This window comes from Variovorax sp. R-27, assembly GCF_049913215.1.
Taxonomy (GTDB): domain Bacteria; phylum Pseudomonadota; class Gammaproteobacteria; order Burkholderiales; family Burkholderiaceae_C; genus Variovorax.
The window spans coordinates 910,955-925,669 of sequence record NZ_CP183984.1 but is presented as its reverse complement, the minus strand read 5'-3'; the positions used below and the strand labels follow the sequence as shown (position 1 = coordinate 925,669).

Here is a 14,715-nt window from a genome sequence, read left to right as displayed (position 1 = left end):
TGCCGGCCTGTCACATACGCTGGCGACCCGGTTTTCGCTGCGGCTTCGGTCGCCGGAAACCGCCGTCCGAATTCAAGGGAGCAGAGTGTTCATCCAGAAAAAAGCTGGAGGCACGGTCATGGCCGGGCGCAAAGCTGCGCTCGCCTGCTCGTTGTCTCATCGCCTTGCACATACATCACAAGGATTTCCACCTCTAGCAGCCTGCGCACTGGCCCTCGTCACGCCCGCAGTGCTCGCGCAGCCGTCTGCCGCTATCGCCGCCACGACCTACGACGTCCGGCAGCACGATGCGCTGATCGTCGCGCGGCGCGAAGGCCGCGTTACCGCGACCCAGGCGCTCCAGCAATTGAAGGCCTGGCTCGCGGCGCCCATCGGCGACGACGCCCGCCAGCGCGTGGCTTCCGATGCCATCGCGATCGCCGCTGGCGACGGCCAGTTCGCCGAAGCCGTGGCGCTGGGCCGCCAGTTCGCACCGTCGAAGCTGAGCGACTACGCCCTGGGCCCGCTCGCGCTTGCCGCGCGGCGCACTCATGAGCTCGCCCTGCAGGGCGAGGCCGTGGCCGTCTGGCGCGCCCGGCAACCCGGAGCGCGCGAGCCCCGCCTGCACGAAGCCTGGTGGCGCATCGACAGCGGCGACGTCGCGGGCGCGCAGGCGCTGTACCGCGCGCTGTCGCAGCCGGCGCCCACGCAGATCGAAGACCGCGTCGCGCTGCTGGAGCTGCGCGCCGCCCTGGCGCGCGCGGCGAAAGACCCGCTGCAGGCGCTCGCTGCCTACACCGAGGCCGGTGCGCTGCGGCCCGAACGCCGCGACATCCGCCGCGAGGCCGACTTCCTGCTCGCCAGCGCCGGCGCCGCATCGAGCGCCTTCGAAGACGCAGAGGCGGCGGAGCGTGCCGCGCCGGGCAGCTTCTCGCCGCTGGCGCTCTCGACCCTGCAGCAGGAGGCGCTGGCGCAGCGGCTGCGCTGGGCGATCCAGGCGCGCGACCAGCGACTGGGCGCGGAGCGCCTCGTCGCGCTCGACCGCGTGCTCGCCGACCAGGAGGCCGCGATGGCACGGGCCGATGCCGCGGCCCTGAAGGCGGACGCCAGCGACGCCGATGCATGGCGCACCGTGCGCGTGCGCCTGCTGTCCGACCGCCTGCTGGCGCTGGTCGAAAGCGGCCGCCCGGCCGACGCCATCGCGCTCTACGACACGGCGCGCGCCACTGGCATGGAGCTGCCCTTCTACGGCCTCGGGGCCGCGGCACGCGCCCTCGCGCAGGAGCGCCGCTCGGCCGAGGCCGTGCCGGTCTACGAGGCGGCCGTGGCACGCGGCGGCGCCGAGCTGCAGACGCCCGACCCGCTCTACTTCGGATTGCTCTACGCCTACCAGGACACAGGCCGCTTCGAGGACGCCGAGGCGCTGCTGCAGCGGCTGGAGCACGGCACGCCGGCTCTCCTGCGCCTCACGCCCGAAGCCGGCCGACCCAACGGCGAGTACACCGACGTGAGCGGCCTGCGCGGCCTGACGCAGCTCTACACAGACCGGCCGGCGCTGGCGCAGCAGAGCTTCTCGGTGCTGACGCGCGAAGCGCCGCTCAACCCGGGCTATGCCTACGGCGCAGCCCTCACCGAGCGCCTGCGCGAACACCCCGAAGCCGCGCTCGCGCGCTTCGAGGCGCTGGCGGCCGACTCGCCCTACGACATCGGCGCGCGCACCGGCCATGTCGAGGCCCTGCTCGATGCTGGCGAATTCGCCGAAGCCCGCCGACGCGCCGAATCGCTCGCAGCCGACCTGCCGGACTCGGTGCAGGTGCGCGACATGGAGCGCAAGCGCCGCGCCCAGGTCGGCCCGCGGCTCGACGTGGACGCCGAAGCCTCCTCCGGCGGCGCGGCCATCGCCAACCGCGAATGGCGCATCGACAGCCGGCTCAGCTCCGGCCTCATCGACGACCAGTGGCGCATGTTCTACGACCAGTCGCTGGGCCGCGGCGTCACCGACATCGGCAACGCCAACTGGGCGCGCGGCGGCCTCGGCCTGGGCTGGCAGCGCGGCCGCTGGTTGGCCGAAGGCGCGCTGCAGCACGCCAACAGCGGCCCCTACCGCAACAGCGTGGCCGGCCGGCTCGACTACCGCGCGGGCGACGCGTGGCGGCTGTCGGCCACCTATGACGGCGACAGCAAGGAGCTGCCGTGGAAGGCGCGCGTGGCCGGCATCGGCGCGCGCGAAGCCGGCGCGAGCGTGGGCTATGTGGTGAACGAGTCGCGCCGCTTCGACCTGAAGTGGCAGCAGCTGGACTTCAGCGACGGCAACCTGCGCAACGGCTTCGACATCGGCTGGAGCGAGCGCTGGGTCAGCACGCCGGGCTTCCAGCTCGAGACGAAGCTTGGCGCCGACGCGAGCCGCGGCCGCGCCATCGACACCGCGCCCTACTTCAACCCCTCGAGCGACAGCAGCGTGCAACTCAGCGTGCGCGCGCAATGGCTCAACTGGAAGAGCGACGACCGCCAGTTCTTCCAGGCCGTGGAGCTCGGCGGTGGCAGCTACCGGCAGGCCGGCTTCGGCAGCGGCCCGATGTGGACCCTGCGCTACGAGCACCGCTGGAACCTCGGCCCCAAACTCGCGCTGCGCTACGGCCTGAGCATTTCCAGCCATCCCTACGACGGCGTGCGCGAACGACAGCGCGGCGTCTTCCTGAACCTCTCGACGCCCCTGCCGTGATGCGAAGAACGACGAAGAACCCTTTCACCTTCCTGCGCGCAGCCCTGCCATGGCTGCTGCTGGCGCTCTGCCTGCCGGCCCTCGCACAGCCGCTGCCGAGCGCCGACCCCGACGACGGCCTGAGCTTTCGCGTGATCTCCTTCCACGACGTGCGCACCAACGTGCGTGCGAGCTTCGAGACCTCGCCCGACGAGACTGCCGTGGACGAGCGCACCTTCGCCGAAGTGTTCGCCTGGCTGCAATACAGCGGCTACCACCCGGTGAGCCTGCAGCAGATCGTCGACGCGCGCGCCGGCGGCAAGCCGCTGCCGCCCAGGCCCGTGCTGCTGACCTTCGACGATGGCTACCGCAGCGCCTACACCAAGGTGTTTCCGCTGCTCAAGCGCTACAACTACCCCGCGCTGATGGCGCTGGTGACCAGCTGGCTCGAAGTGCCCCAAGGCCAGCAGGTGCACTGGGGCGACAAGCCCGCGCCGCGCGAAGACTTCCTGCTGTGGAGCGAAGCCGCCGAGATGGCGCGCTCGGGCCTCGTCGAGTTCGCGAGCCATACCGACGCAATGCACACCGGCATCCTCGCCAACCCGCAGGGCAACATGTTGCCGGCCGCGGCCACGCACCGCTACGACCCGAAGACCGGCCGCTACGAGAACGACGCCGCCTACACCCGGCGCATCGAGACCGACCTGCGCCGCAGCCGCGAGCTCATCGAGAAACGCACCGGCGCGAAGGTGCGCGCCATGGTGTGGCCCTACGGCGCCTACAACGACGCGGCGCTGAAAGCCTCCGCGCGCGCGGGCATGCCCATCACCTTCACGCTGGACGACGGCTCGAACACGCCCGCCGTGCCGCTCTCGCGCATCCGCCGTGCGCTCGCTGCCTACGACAACGAGGCACCCGAATACGCGCAACTGCTGCGCAGCCCCGTGGGTGGCGAAGTGCGGCCCGTCAACCGCGTGATGCACGTCGACCTCGACTACGTGTACGACCCCGACCCGGCCCAGCAGGAGCGCAACCTCTCGGCGCTGATCGACCGCGTGGCCGCCGTGCGCCCGCGCGCGGTGTTCCTGCAGGCCTATGCCGACCCCGACGGCGACGGCGTGGCCGACGCGCTGTACTTTCCCAACCGCCATCTGCCGGTGCGCGCCGACCTGTTCGGCCGCGCTGCGTGGCAACTGCGCAGCCGCACCGGCGTGAAGGTCTACGCGTGGATGCCGGTAACGGCCTTCCGGCTGCCGGCCGCGAACCCGCTCGCCACGCACACGGTGACGGCGCAGGGCGGTACGATGCCGGCCGACCGCTACCAACGGCTCACGCCCTTCGACCCCGCGGTGCGCGCGCTGGTCGGCGACATCTACGAAGACCTTGGCAGCCACGCCTTCTTCGAAGGCCTGCTGTTCCACGACGACGCGACCCTGTCGGACGACGAGGACGCGAGCCCCGCCGCGCTGGCCACCTATGCGCAATGGGGCCTGCCGGCAGACGTGGCCGCGATCCGCGCGAACCCGGAACTGATGGCGCGCTGGACCACCGCCAAGACCCGCTACCTGATCGCGTTCACGCAGGAGCTCGCCGCGCGCGTGGGTGCCTGGCGGCCCGCGCTGGAAACTGCGCGCAACCTCTACGCGCGCCCGGTGCTGGAGCCCCAGGCCGAGCAGTGGTTCGCGCAGAACTACGAAGCCTCGCTCGCCGCCTACGACTACGTCGCGTTGATGGCGATGCCGCGCATGGAGCGCGAGACCGATGCGGACGCGTGGCTGGGCCGGCTCGCGCGTCGCGTGGCCGATACGCCGCGTGGCCTCGACGGCACGGTGTTCGAGCTGCAGGCGCGCGACTGGCGCACCGGCAAGCCCGTGCCCGACGCGGAGCTCGCGCGCCAGTGGACGCTGCTGCAGCGCGCCGGCGTGCGCCACCTGGGCTACTACCCCGACGACTTCCTCGATAACCAGCCATCGCTGGAGACCGTGCGCCGCGCGATCTCGGTGCGCACGCTGCTGCCGCGCGCATTGCGCACGCCTTCCGCCGCGGAAACTCCCGCACAGCCCGCGCAAGCCGCGCCAGGAGAACGGTCGCCATGACCACCACACAGTTCCTCGCGCAGACGCTGCCCACGCTGCTGTTCGGCTTCGTCTTCTACTACCCGTTCTTCATGGCCTATGTGTGGATGGCGGGCGGCCTCTCGCATGCGTGGGTGTTCGAGCGCAAGCGCGACGTCGACGTGAACCCGCTCACCCTGCTGCCCTCGCACCCGCTGGTCACGGTGGTGGTGCCATGCTTCAACGAAGCGCCGCACCTGCGCGAGGTGATCGAGCAGCTGATGCGCACGCGCTACCCGCACTACGAGGTCATTGCCGTGAACGACGGCAGCACCGACGGCACCGGCGAGCTGCTCGACGAGATGACGAAGGAGTACGGCCGCCTGCGCGTGATCCACAACGCCAGCAACCAGGGTAAAGCAGTCGGGCTCAACACCGCCTGCCAGCTCGCGCGCGGCGAATACATCCTGGGCATCGACGGCGACGCGCTGATCGACGAGGACGCCATTGCGTGGATGCTGCAGCCGATGCTGGCGTCGGAGCGCATCGGCGCGGTCACCGGCAACCCGCGCATCCGCACCCGCACCACGCTGCTGGGGCGCATGCAGGTGGGCGAGTTCTCTTCGATCATCGGGCTCATCAAGCGATCGCAGCAGCTGGTGGGCACGTTGTTCACGGTGTCGGGCGTGATTGCCATGTTCCGCCGCCGCGCCGTGCTGGAAGTGGGTTTCTGGAGCCCCGACGTGCTCACCGAGGACATCGACATGAGCTGGAAGCTCCAGCTCGGCGGCTGGCAGCTGCGCTTCGAGCCGCGCGCGCTGTGCTGGATTCTGATGCCTGAGACCTTGCGCGGTCTCTGGAAGCAGCGCCTGCGCTGGGCCGTCGGCGGCATCCAGACCATGCTGCGCTACACCTCGAAGATCCTGCGGCCGCGCCACTGGCGCATGTGGCTCATCTACTTCGAGTACATGACGAGCGTGGTCTGGGCCTATGCGATGGCCGGGGTGCTGCTCGTCAGCCTGGTGCGGCCGTTCCTGCCGGCCGACTCGTCCTGGCACTCGGCATTGCTGCCGCACTGGCAGGGCACGCTGCTGGCCATGACCTGCATCCTGCAGATGCTGCTGAGCCTGTGGATCGACCGCCGCTACGACCGCGACCTGATGCGCTATTTCGCCGGAACGATCTGGTATCCGATCGCTTTCTGGACCATCACGATGGCGAGCACCGTCGTCGCCCTTCCCAACGCTCTGATACGCCGCCGCGGCAAGCGCGCGGTGTGGACGAGCCCTGACCGAGGAGTTTCCGATGCACCTTGAGACCCATGCCCACAGCCGCCCGCACGACGACAAACCGCCGCCGAGCCGCCAGCGCTCCTGGGGGCAGCCCGCCGTGGACGAACCGATCATCGACGCCGCGCGCATCTCGCTGCGCGCGTTCGGCAGCGGCCGCTCGCCGCAGCGCACGCTGGCCATGTACCTGTGGCTGCGCGTGCTGCGCCCGGCCATCACCATCGCGATCTGGTTCTGCGCGGTCTGGTATGCGTGGCCCTATGTGCTGGGCGCGCGCTCGCAACCCGAGGTGCTGCACCTGCTGGGCCTGTATGCGGTGGTGATCGGCGTGATCCTGGTGTCGATGCTGGCGATGGCGCCGTGGCGCCGCCGCCAGCATCGGCGCGAGGCCCCGCCGGAGCAGGAGCAGTCGTCGCTGTTCGCGCTGGCTTCGTACATCGAGGTGCCGCCCGCGCGGCTGTCGGCCTGGCAGCGCACGCGGCAGCTGCTGGTGCACCACGACAACAACGGCCACCTGCGCGACGCCACCGACACCGCGCCGGGCGCGCTGGAGCCCGAGCCGCTGCAGCGCGCGGCCGCGCGGCGCTGAGGGCACAGCCGCGTCCGTGCAGGGGTTTCGAGGCGGTGCTTCAATCGCCGATTCACACCACTCATCACGGCAAGGACTCTTTCATGGACCTCCAGCTCCAGGACCAGCACGTACTCATCACCGGCGGCAGCAAGGGCATCGGCCTGGCCTGCGCACTGGGCTTTTTGCGCGAAGGCGCGCGCGTGAGCCTCGTGTCACGCGACATCGCCAACCTGGAGCAGGGCCGCAAGACGCTGATCGAGACCTTCGCGCAGGCCGAAGGCCGGGTCTCCGTGCATGCGGCCGACCTCAAGGACCCGGCCAGCGCAGTGGCCGCGCTCGATGCGGCAGAGAAAGCCTTCGGCGCGGTCGACGTGCTAGTCAACTCGGCCGGCGCCGCGCGCCGCACCCCGCCCGACGATCTGACCGCCGCGTCGTGGCACGACGCGATGGACGCGAAGTACTTCACCTACATCCACATGATCGACCCGGTCGTGAAGCGCATGGGCCAACGCGGCCGCGGCGCCATCGTCAACGTGATCGGCCAGGGCGGCAAAGTCGCGAGCCCCGTGCACATGGCCGGCGGCGCGGCCAATGCGGCGCTGATGCTGGTGAGCGCCGGCATGGCCGCTGCCTACGCCGCCAAGGGCGTGCGCGTGAACGCGGTGAACCCCGGACTCACGCTGACCGAGCGGCTGCAGGAAGGCATGAAGGCCGACGCGAAACTGCAAGGCATCGGCACCGACGAAGCACTGCAGCGCGCCAAGGCCCGCTTGCCGCTGGGCCGCATCGCAACGCCCGAAGAGATCGCCAACACGGTCGTATTCCTGGCATCGCCGAAGGCGAGCTACGTGACCGGCGCCATCGTGGCGATGGACGGCGCCGTCACCCCAATGATCTGAGGGCAAGTCGCCCGCCGGGGCGAGTCCCGGCCCCGGAAAAAACCTCACCCCAAAGCCAGCAAAGTCTCGAACTTCAAAGCAAGAAAGTCGACAAAAGCCCGTACCCGCGCAGGCACGAAGCGCCCACTCGGCAACAGCGCATGCAGCGGGTAAGGCTCGGTCTCCCATTCAGGCAGCAGCCGCACGAGGCGCCCTTCACGAATGTCGTTACGCACATCAAGCGCCGACTTGAGCGACACGCCATACCCCGCCACCGTCCATTCGCGCGCCAGCGAGGCGTCATCCACGCTGCGATTGCCGTTCACTCGCACCTCGGTCCACTGCCCGTTCTGCGCAAACCGCCAAACGCGATGCCGCCGCCCCGAGCGATTGAAGGTCAGGCAGTTGTGGTGCACCAGGTCTTGCGGCACCTTCGGCGCGGAATTGCGGCGCAGGTAATCGGGCGAGGCGGTGAGCACCGGGTTGGTCAGGGCGAAGGGCCGCGCCACCAGCCGCGAATCGGCCAGCGCGCCGTAGCGCAGCGCCACGTCGACCTCGTCTCGCATCACGTCCAGCGGGCGGTCGCCCACCGAAAGCGACAACTGCACGCCGGGGTGCAGCGCCAGGAATTCGTCGAACCACGGCATCAGCGTGCTGCGCGTGAGATCGGACGGCGAGGCCACGCGCAGCGTGCCGACCAGCTCGCCGCGGTCGGCCGTGACCAGCGATTCGCCCTCGTCCAGCAGCTCGAACGCACGCACCGCGTAGTCGAGCAGCGTCTGGCCCTGCGGCGTGAGGCGCATGGCGCGGGTGGAGCGCTCGAACAGGCGCGCGCCGAGCTGGGCCTCCAGCCTTTTGAGCGTGGCGCTGGCGGCCGCGGGCGTGATGCCCAGCGCATGCGCCGCCGCCGTGAGCGTGCCGCCACGCGCCGTGTGCACCAGCACCTGCAGGTCGGAGAGATTTTCAATCTTCATTTGAAAGTGTTGCTGGTTTGAGCCACCTTATCAAACCAGTCTTGCGATCCTACATTCGAGGCATCGTTACTGAAAGGTTCCCGTCATGAAAGCCGTCGGCTATTACCAGCCCCTCCCCATCGACAACCCCGAATCGCTGCAGGACATCGAGCTGCCCGCCCCCGTGGCGGGCCCCCGCGACCTGCTGGTGCGCGTGAAGGCGGTGTCGGTCAACCCGGTGGATACCAAGGTCCGCAAGAACGCCGCGCCCGAGGCCGGCCAGGCCAAGGTGCTGGGCTGGGACGCCGTCGGCACGGTCGAGGCCATCGGCAGCGGCGTGAAGAACTTCAAGGTGGGCGATCGCGTGTACTACGCGGGCTCGATCATCCGGCCAGGCGCGAATGCCGAGCTGCACGCGGTGGACGAACGCATCGCCGCCCTCGCGCCGAAGAGCCTGGACGACGCACAGGCCGCCGCGCTGCCGCTGACCACCATCACCGCGTACGAGCTGCTGTTCGACCGCCTGCAGGTGCCCAAAAACGGTAGTGCTGGCGGCGGCGAAGGCCAGACGCTGCTGATTACCGGTGGCGCGGGCGGCGTGGGCTCCATCCTCATCCAGCTGGCGCGCCAGCTCACCAAGCTGCGCATCGTCGCCACCGCCTCGCGTGCCGAAACGCGCGCATGGTGCCTGGAGTTGGGTGCACACGTGGTCATCGACCATTCGAAGCCGCTCGCGGCCGAGCTCAAGGCGGCCGGCATCGGCGAAGTCGACATGGTCGCCAGCCTCACGCAGACCGAGCAGCACTACGCGCAGATCATCGAAAGCCTCAAGCCCCAGGGCCAGCTGGCGGTGATCGACGACATGAAGGTGTTCGACGCGATGCCGCTGAAGACCAAGTGCATCTCGCTGCACTGGGAAATGATGTTCGCGCGCTCTCGCTTCGAGACGCCGGACATCGCCGAGCAGGGCGCGCTGCTGGCGGAAGTGGCGGCGCTGGTCGACGCGGGCCGGATCCGCACGACGGCGAACGCGAGCTTCGGCACCATCAACGCCGCGAACCTTCAGCGTGCACATGCGCTGGTCGAAAGCGGCAAGGCGCAGGGCAAGGTGGTGCTGGCGGGGTTCTGAGTCAGCACAATCGGTCGCATGACCGATAACGCTGCCCGTCCTCGCCTCATCATCGAATTCGAAACCGAACGCCTGCGGATGCGCCAATGGCGCGAGAGCGATCTCGCGCCATTTTTTGCGCTTGCCTGCGACCCGCAGGTGATGGAATTTCTGCTGCCGCTGGCCACGCAGGCCGACAGCGATGCGATGGTCGAGCGCATCAGGACGCGTATTGCCGGGAACGGCTGGGGCTTCTGGGCCGTGGAGCACAAGGCGTCCGGCGAGTTCATGGGCTTTACCGGGCTGAACTCGCCGCTGGCCGACCTGCCGTTTTCGCCATGCGTCGAGATCGGCTGGCGCTTCGCTCGCAAGTGGTGGGGCCAGGGGTTTGCGAGCGAGGCAGCGCGCGGTGCGCTGCAGGTCGGCTTCGAAAAGCTCGGGCTCGCCGAGATCGTGGCATTCACCGCCTGGAACAACACCCGATCGGCAGCGGTCATGGAACGCATCGGCATGAAGGAAGACGTGGCCGGTGCATTCGATCACCCGCTGGTGCCCGAGGGGCATCCGCTGCGCCGGCACCGCCTCTACCGAATCCAGCGCTGAAGAAGCGTTACCTCGCCTTCGACACACGCCATACGGCGTTGCCCACGTCGTCCGCCACGATCAGCGCGCCGCCCTTGTCCAGCGCCACGCCCACCGGCCGGCCCTGCGCCTTCTCGTCGGCCGTCAGGAAGCCGGTCAGCACGTCGACCGGCGGCCCGCTGGGCTTGCCGCCGATGAAGGGCACGAACACCACCTTGTAGCCCGACTTGGGCTTGCGGTTCCACGAGCCGTGCTCGCCGATGAAGACGCCGCTGGCGAACTGCTCGGGCATGCCGCCCGCGCGCGAGAACGCCAGGCCCAGCGGCGCGACGTGCGAGCCCAGCGCGTAGTCGGGTGCGATGGCCTTGGCCGCCATCTCGGGGTTCTGCGGCGTCACGCGCGCATCGACGATGCCGCCGTAGTAGCTCCAGGGCCAGCCGTAGAAGGCGCCGTCTTTCACCGAGGTGAGGTAGTCGGGCACGAGGTCGCTGCCGATTTCGTCTCGCTCGTTCACCACGGTCCAAAGTGCCTTGGTGTCCGGGTCCCAGCCCATGCCGTTGGGGTTGCGCAGGCCGCTGGCGAACAGGCGCTTCTCGCCGGTCTTCGTGTCGACTTCCCAGATGGCGGCGCGGCCCTCTTCGGCCGCGAGTCCGTTCTCGCCGATGTTGCTGTTGGAGCCGACCGTCACGTAGAGCTTGCTGCCGTCGGCATTGGCGATCACGTTCTTGGTCCAGTGATGGTTGATGCCGGCGGGCAGCGGCGTCACCAGCGTGGGGTTGGCGCTGATGGAGGTCTGGCCTTCTGTGTAGGGCACCTTCACCAGCGCATCGGCATTGGCGATGAAGAGTTCGTTGCCGACCAGCGCCATGCCGTAGGGCGACATCAGGTTGGTCATGAACACCTGCCTGACTTCGGCCAGGCCGTCGCCGTTGGCGTCGCGCAGCAGGGTGATGCGGTTGGCGCTGGGCACGCCGGCGCCGGCGCGGCCCATGACCTTGCCCATGACCCAGTTGCGGATCTTGGCCATGAGGCCATCGCCGCCATCGGTGGCGGCGCCGCCAGGCTTGGGCGGCTTGTTGCTCTCGGCCACGAGGATGTCGCCGTTGGGCAGGGTGTAGACCCAGCGCGGGTGGTCGAGGCCGCGTGCCAGCGCCGTCACCTGCAGGCCTTCGGCCGGGGTGGGCGAGGCGGTGTCGGTCCAGCCGACGGCGGTGGCCACGTTGACGGTGGGAATCAGGGTCTTGTTCGGCTCGGCCAGCTGTGGGCGGGGGCCGGTGGTCAGCTCGGGCGCCAGCTTGGCGGCCTCGCCGCAGCCGGCGACCAGCAGTGCGGCGACCAGGGCCCGGGCGGTCGTCTGCCAGGGAAACACTGTGCGGGTGGGTGCTTGCTGCGGTTCATTCATGCATGGTCCTTGCGCGGCCGGGGGCCGCATGCACCGGATCATCCACAGCCGGGCGGCCCCGGGGTTGTCGGTCGTGGGCGCTTTCTGGCGTGGGCGCACCTCATTTGCGCATCGCCGCTACCATCGCCGGATGACCGACGACCTGTTCCGTGCCGACGCCTACCTGCGCACCTGCGAGGCCCGCGTGCTGCGCATCGACGACACCGGCATCGTGCTGGACCGCACCGTGTTCTACCCGCTGGGCGGCGGGCAGGCTGGAGACAGCGGCGTGCTGGCCCTGGCCGACGGGCGTGAACTGGTCATCGCCGACACCCGCAAGGCCAAGGATGCGGAGGGCCTGCCGACCAATGAATTCGTCCACGTGCCGGCCCCCGAGCAAGCCGAGCTGCTGGCCGCGCTGAAGCCCGGCGACACCGTCACCGCCCGCCTCGACTGGGAGCGCCGCCACCGGCTCATGCGCTTCCACACCGCCACCCATCTCCTGTGCCATCTGGTGCCGCAGCCGGTGAACGGCTGCTCCATCACCCCCGAGTACGCACGGCTCGACTTTCACATGACCGACCCGCTGGACAAGGAAGCGCTGACCGCCGGCCTCGCCAGGCTGGTCGAAGCCTCCCACCCGCTGACCGTGGGCGCCATTACCGACGAAGAACTCGACGCCAACCCCGCGCTGGTCAAGAGCATGAGCGTGCAGCCGCCTCGCGGTACGGGCACGGTGCGCACCATCCGCATCGGCGGAACGGGCGAAGGCGACGCGCAGATCGACTTCCAGCCCTGCGGCGGCACGCATGTTGCAAACACTTCGGAAATCGGGGCGGTAGTGGTCACCAAGATCGAGAAGAAAAGCGCCAACAGCCGGCGCGTGGTGCTGGGCTGGGCCTCATCAGCCGATTTGGCCGCCTGAAACACCCGGAACTTCGCCCCCACTGAATGCTCCGACTGACGGCATGATCTTTTCGCGCATCCATTTCGCTACGCTTCTGATAGCAACAGCCGCAGCCAGCATGCCGGCTGCGGCGCAATCGACCTCCAGCCTGCCATCCAAGCCGGGCGCGGTTGTAACCACTCCCCACGTACGCGCCGAACTGATCGCCCACGCCCCCGACGGCGTGACGCCCGGCGCCCCGGTGTGGGTCGGCCTGCAGATCACGCACCAGCCCGAGTGGCACACCTACTGGAAGAACGCCGGCGATTCGGGCCTGCCCACCGAGATGACGTGGACCCTGCCGGCCGGCGTGTCCACCGGCGAAATCGCCTGGCCGGTGCCGAAGAAGATTCCGGTCGGCAGCCTCGCCAACTACGGCTACGAGAACACCGTGCTGCTGCCGGTGCCGCTGGAGGTGTCCACGCTCTACAAGCCGCCGGTGGCGCTGGGCGGCACGCCAGCGATGGACATCCAGCTCAAGGCCTCCTGGCTGGTCTGCCGCAAGGAATGCATTCCCGAAGAGGGCACGTTCACGCTGGCCCTGCCGCTGCAAGGCTCGACCGCGCTGCACAAGGCCGATTTCGACACTGCCGCGGCAGCCCAGCCCCAGCCGCTGGCCAAACCCGGCACCGTCGAAGTCGACGGCCACAACCTGAAGGTGCGGCTCGAAGGCCTGCCGGCCGCAGTGCAGGGCAAGACACTGGGCTTCTTCCCCGAGACTCCCGAGGTGATCCGCACCGCGGCCGTCTCCGGCAAGGACTGGACCCAATCCTGGCAGGGCGGCATCTGGACCGCGACGATGCCGTTGGCCGACCAGCGCAGCGCCAGCCCCACGGTGATGCCGGTGGTGGTGGCGCTGGCCGAGGCCGACCGGCAAGCCGGACAGCCGGTGGCCTGGCGCGCCGAAGCGCCGGTCACGGGCGCCTGGCCCGCGGGCGCGGCGCCGCGCGCCGAGGTGTCGCCGGCGCTGCAGGCCGCGCTCACCGCCAACGCTGCCAACAACGGCGCAGCAGCAACGCCGGCCGGCGAGCTGCCCGCCCCCTCCTCGACCACCTTCATGGCCGCCCTGCTTGGCGCGCTGCTCGGTGGCCTGCTGCTCAACCTCATGCCCTGCGTGTTCCCGATCCTCGCGATCAAGGTGCTGGGCTTCGCGCGGCAGGCGGGCAACGCCAGCGCGCACCGCAAGGCCGGGCTGGCCTACACGGGCGGCGTTATGCTGTCCTTCCTCGCGCTGGGCGGCGGCATGCTCGCGTTGCGCGCGGCCGGCGCCGGGCTGGGCTGGGGCTTCCAGCTGCAGTCGCCGGGCGTGGTCGCGGCGCTGGCGGCGCTGTTCACGCTGATCGGGCTCAACCTCGTGGGCGTGTTCGAGTTCGGCCGGGCCGCACCCTCGTCGGTGTGCAGCGCGCAGGCCAAGCACCCGCTGGCCAACGATTTCCTCTCCGGCGTGCTCGCCGTGGTCATCGCCTCACCGTGCTCCGCGCCGTTCATGGGCGCGTCGATGGGTTTCGCCATCGGCCTGCCGGCCGCCCAGGCGCTGCTGCTGTTCGTTGCGCTGGGCTTCGGGCTGGCGCTGCCGTATCTGCTGGCCGGCTTCGTGCCCGCCGTCGCGCACCTGCTGCCCAAGCCCGGCCCGTGGATGCACACGCTGCGCCGCCTGCTCGCATTCCCGATGTTCGCCACCGTGGCGTGGCTGGTGTGGGTGCTGGGCCAGCAAAGCGGCATCGATGGCGCGGGCACGCTGCTCGCGCTGCTGGTCTGCCTGGCCGCCATCGTCTGGGCGTTCACGCTGCGCGGACGCACGCGGGTCGTGATCGCGACGATGCTGATCGGCTTCACCGCCGTGCTCACCGCCACCATCGGCCGCAATGTGTTGCAAGTGGTGGAGCCGGCCAGACTGGCATCTGCCCAGGGCACCGCCAGCCAGCGCTGGCAGCCATGGTCCGCCGAGCGCGTGGCCGAGCTGTCGGGCGCCGGCCATCCGGTGTTCATCGACTTCACCGCCGCCTGGTGCGTGACCTGCCAGTACAACAAGAAGAGCACCCTGGCCGACACGCAAGTGCTGGCCGACTTCGACGCCAAGAAGGTCGCCATGCTGCGCGCCGACTGGACCCGGCGCGACCCCGCCATCACCGCGGCGCTCACCGCGCTGGGCCGCAGCGGCGTGCCGGTGTACGTGCTGCAGGCGCCGGGCAAGCCGCCGGTCGTGCTGACCGAAATCCTCGGTAAAGACGAGGTCCGCGCCGCGCTCGCCGCGCTTTGACCACCGCCGTGAC

Annotated in this window: 11 protein-coding genes; 9 read left to right on the top strand and 2 right to left on the bottom strand. The window is 69.8% G+C overall.

Features of this window, described 5'->3' with window-relative positions; all coding sequences use genetic code 11:
- Positions 1-229: 229 nt before the first annotated feature.
- The 5 genes from pgaA to ACN9MV_RS04070 all read left to right on the top strand — a co-directional run bounded on the left by pgaA (position 230) and on the right by ACN9MV_RS04070 (position 7,493).
- On the top strand, positions 230-2,701 hold the full coding sequence (pgaA, locus tag ACN9MV_RS04090) for a poly-beta-1,6 N-acetyl-D-glucosamine export porin PgaA (RefSeq protein ID WP_426391379.1): 2,472 nt from the start codon (positions 230-232) through the stop codon (positions 2,699-2,701).
- Positions 2,701-4,776 (top strand): poly-beta-1,6-N-acetyl-D-glucosamine N-deacetylase PgaB, encoded by a 2,076-nt coding sequence (gene pgaB, locus ACN9MV_RS04085; protein WP_426393142.1) that lies wholly within the window; start codon positions 2,701-2,703, stop codon positions 4,774-4,776. Before pgaA ends, pgaB begins: the two co-directional genes overlap by 1 nt.
- Positions 4,773-6,050, top strand: coding sequence for a poly-beta-1,6-N-acetyl-D-glucosamine synthase (gene pgaC, locus ACN9MV_RS04080; RefSeq protein ID WP_093057234.1), 1,278 nt, complete (start codon positions 4,773-4,775; stop codon positions 6,048-6,050). The genes pgaB and pgaC overlap by 4 nt, the downstream gene beginning before the upstream one ends.
- Positions 6,040-6,612 carry a poly-beta-1,6-N-acetyl-D-glucosamine biosynthesis protein PgaD gene (pgaD, locus tag ACN9MV_RS04075; protein WP_093057233.1) on the top strand — a complete coding sequence of 191 codons (573 nt, stop codon included), beginning with the start codon at positions 6,040-6,042 and terminating at the stop codon, positions 6,610-6,612. Before pgaC ends, pgaD begins: the two co-directional genes overlap by 11 nt.
- A gap of 83 nt (positions 6,613-6,695) precedes the next feature.
- The gene (locus ACN9MV_RS04070; protein WP_093057232.1) at positions 6,696-7,493 is read left to right on the top strand and encodes an SDR family oxidoreductase; all 798 of its coding nucleotides are present in this window, start codon (positions 6,696-6,698) and stop codon (positions 7,491-7,493) included.
- Between the two features lie 44 nt (positions 7,494-7,537).
- On the opposite strand, the gene ACN9MV_RS04065 is transcribed toward ACN9MV_RS04070, so the two are convergent.
- Positions 7,538-8,446 carry a LysR family transcriptional regulator gene (locus tag ACN9MV_RS04065; RefSeq protein WP_426391378.1) on the bottom strand — a complete coding sequence of 303 codons (909 nt, stop codon included), beginning with the start codon at positions 8,444-8,446 and terminating at the stop codon, positions 7,538-7,540.
- An 85-nt stretch (positions 8,447-8,531) separates the two neighbouring features.
- Here ACN9MV_RS04065 and ACN9MV_RS04060 point away from each other — a divergent pair, with 85 nt between their 5' ends.
- Entirely contained in the window at positions 8,532-9,554 is a 1,023-nt protein-coding gene (locus ACN9MV_RS04060) for a zinc-binding alcohol dehydrogenase family protein (protein ID WP_426391377.1), read from the top strand.
- A gap of 18 nt (positions 9,555-9,572) precedes the next feature.
- On the top strand, positions 9,573-10,136 hold the full coding sequence (locus ACN9MV_RS04055; RefSeq protein WP_426391376.1) for a GNAT family N-acetyltransferase: 564 nt from the start codon (positions 9,573-9,575) through the stop codon (positions 10,134-10,136).
- A 7-nt stretch (positions 10,137-10,143) separates the two neighbouring features.
- Here ACN9MV_RS04055 and ACN9MV_RS04050 read toward each other — a convergent pair whose 3' ends face one another.
- Entirely contained in the window at positions 10,144-11,517 is a 1,374-nt protein-coding gene (locus ACN9MV_RS04050) for a PQQ-dependent sugar dehydrogenase (protein ID WP_426391375.1), read from the bottom strand.
- 130 nt (positions 11,518-11,647) lie between these two features.
- On the opposite strand from ACN9MV_RS04050, the gene ACN9MV_RS04045 reads away from it, so the two are divergent.
- Both ACN9MV_RS04045 and ACN9MV_RS04040 read left to right on the top strand, forming a co-directional pair.
- Complete coding sequence (locus ACN9MV_RS04045) at positions 11,648-12,421, top strand: alanyl-tRNA editing protein (protein ID WP_097200261.1); 774 nt, start codon at positions 11,648-11,650, stop codon at positions 12,419-12,421.
- A 43-nt stretch (positions 12,422-12,464) separates the two neighbouring features.
- Complete coding sequence (locus tag ACN9MV_RS04040) at positions 12,465-14,702, top strand: protein-disulfide reductase DsbD family protein (RefSeq protein WP_426391374.1); 2,238 nt, start codon at positions 12,465-12,467, stop codon at positions 14,700-14,702.
- Positions 14,703-14,715: the final 13 nt, after the last annotated feature.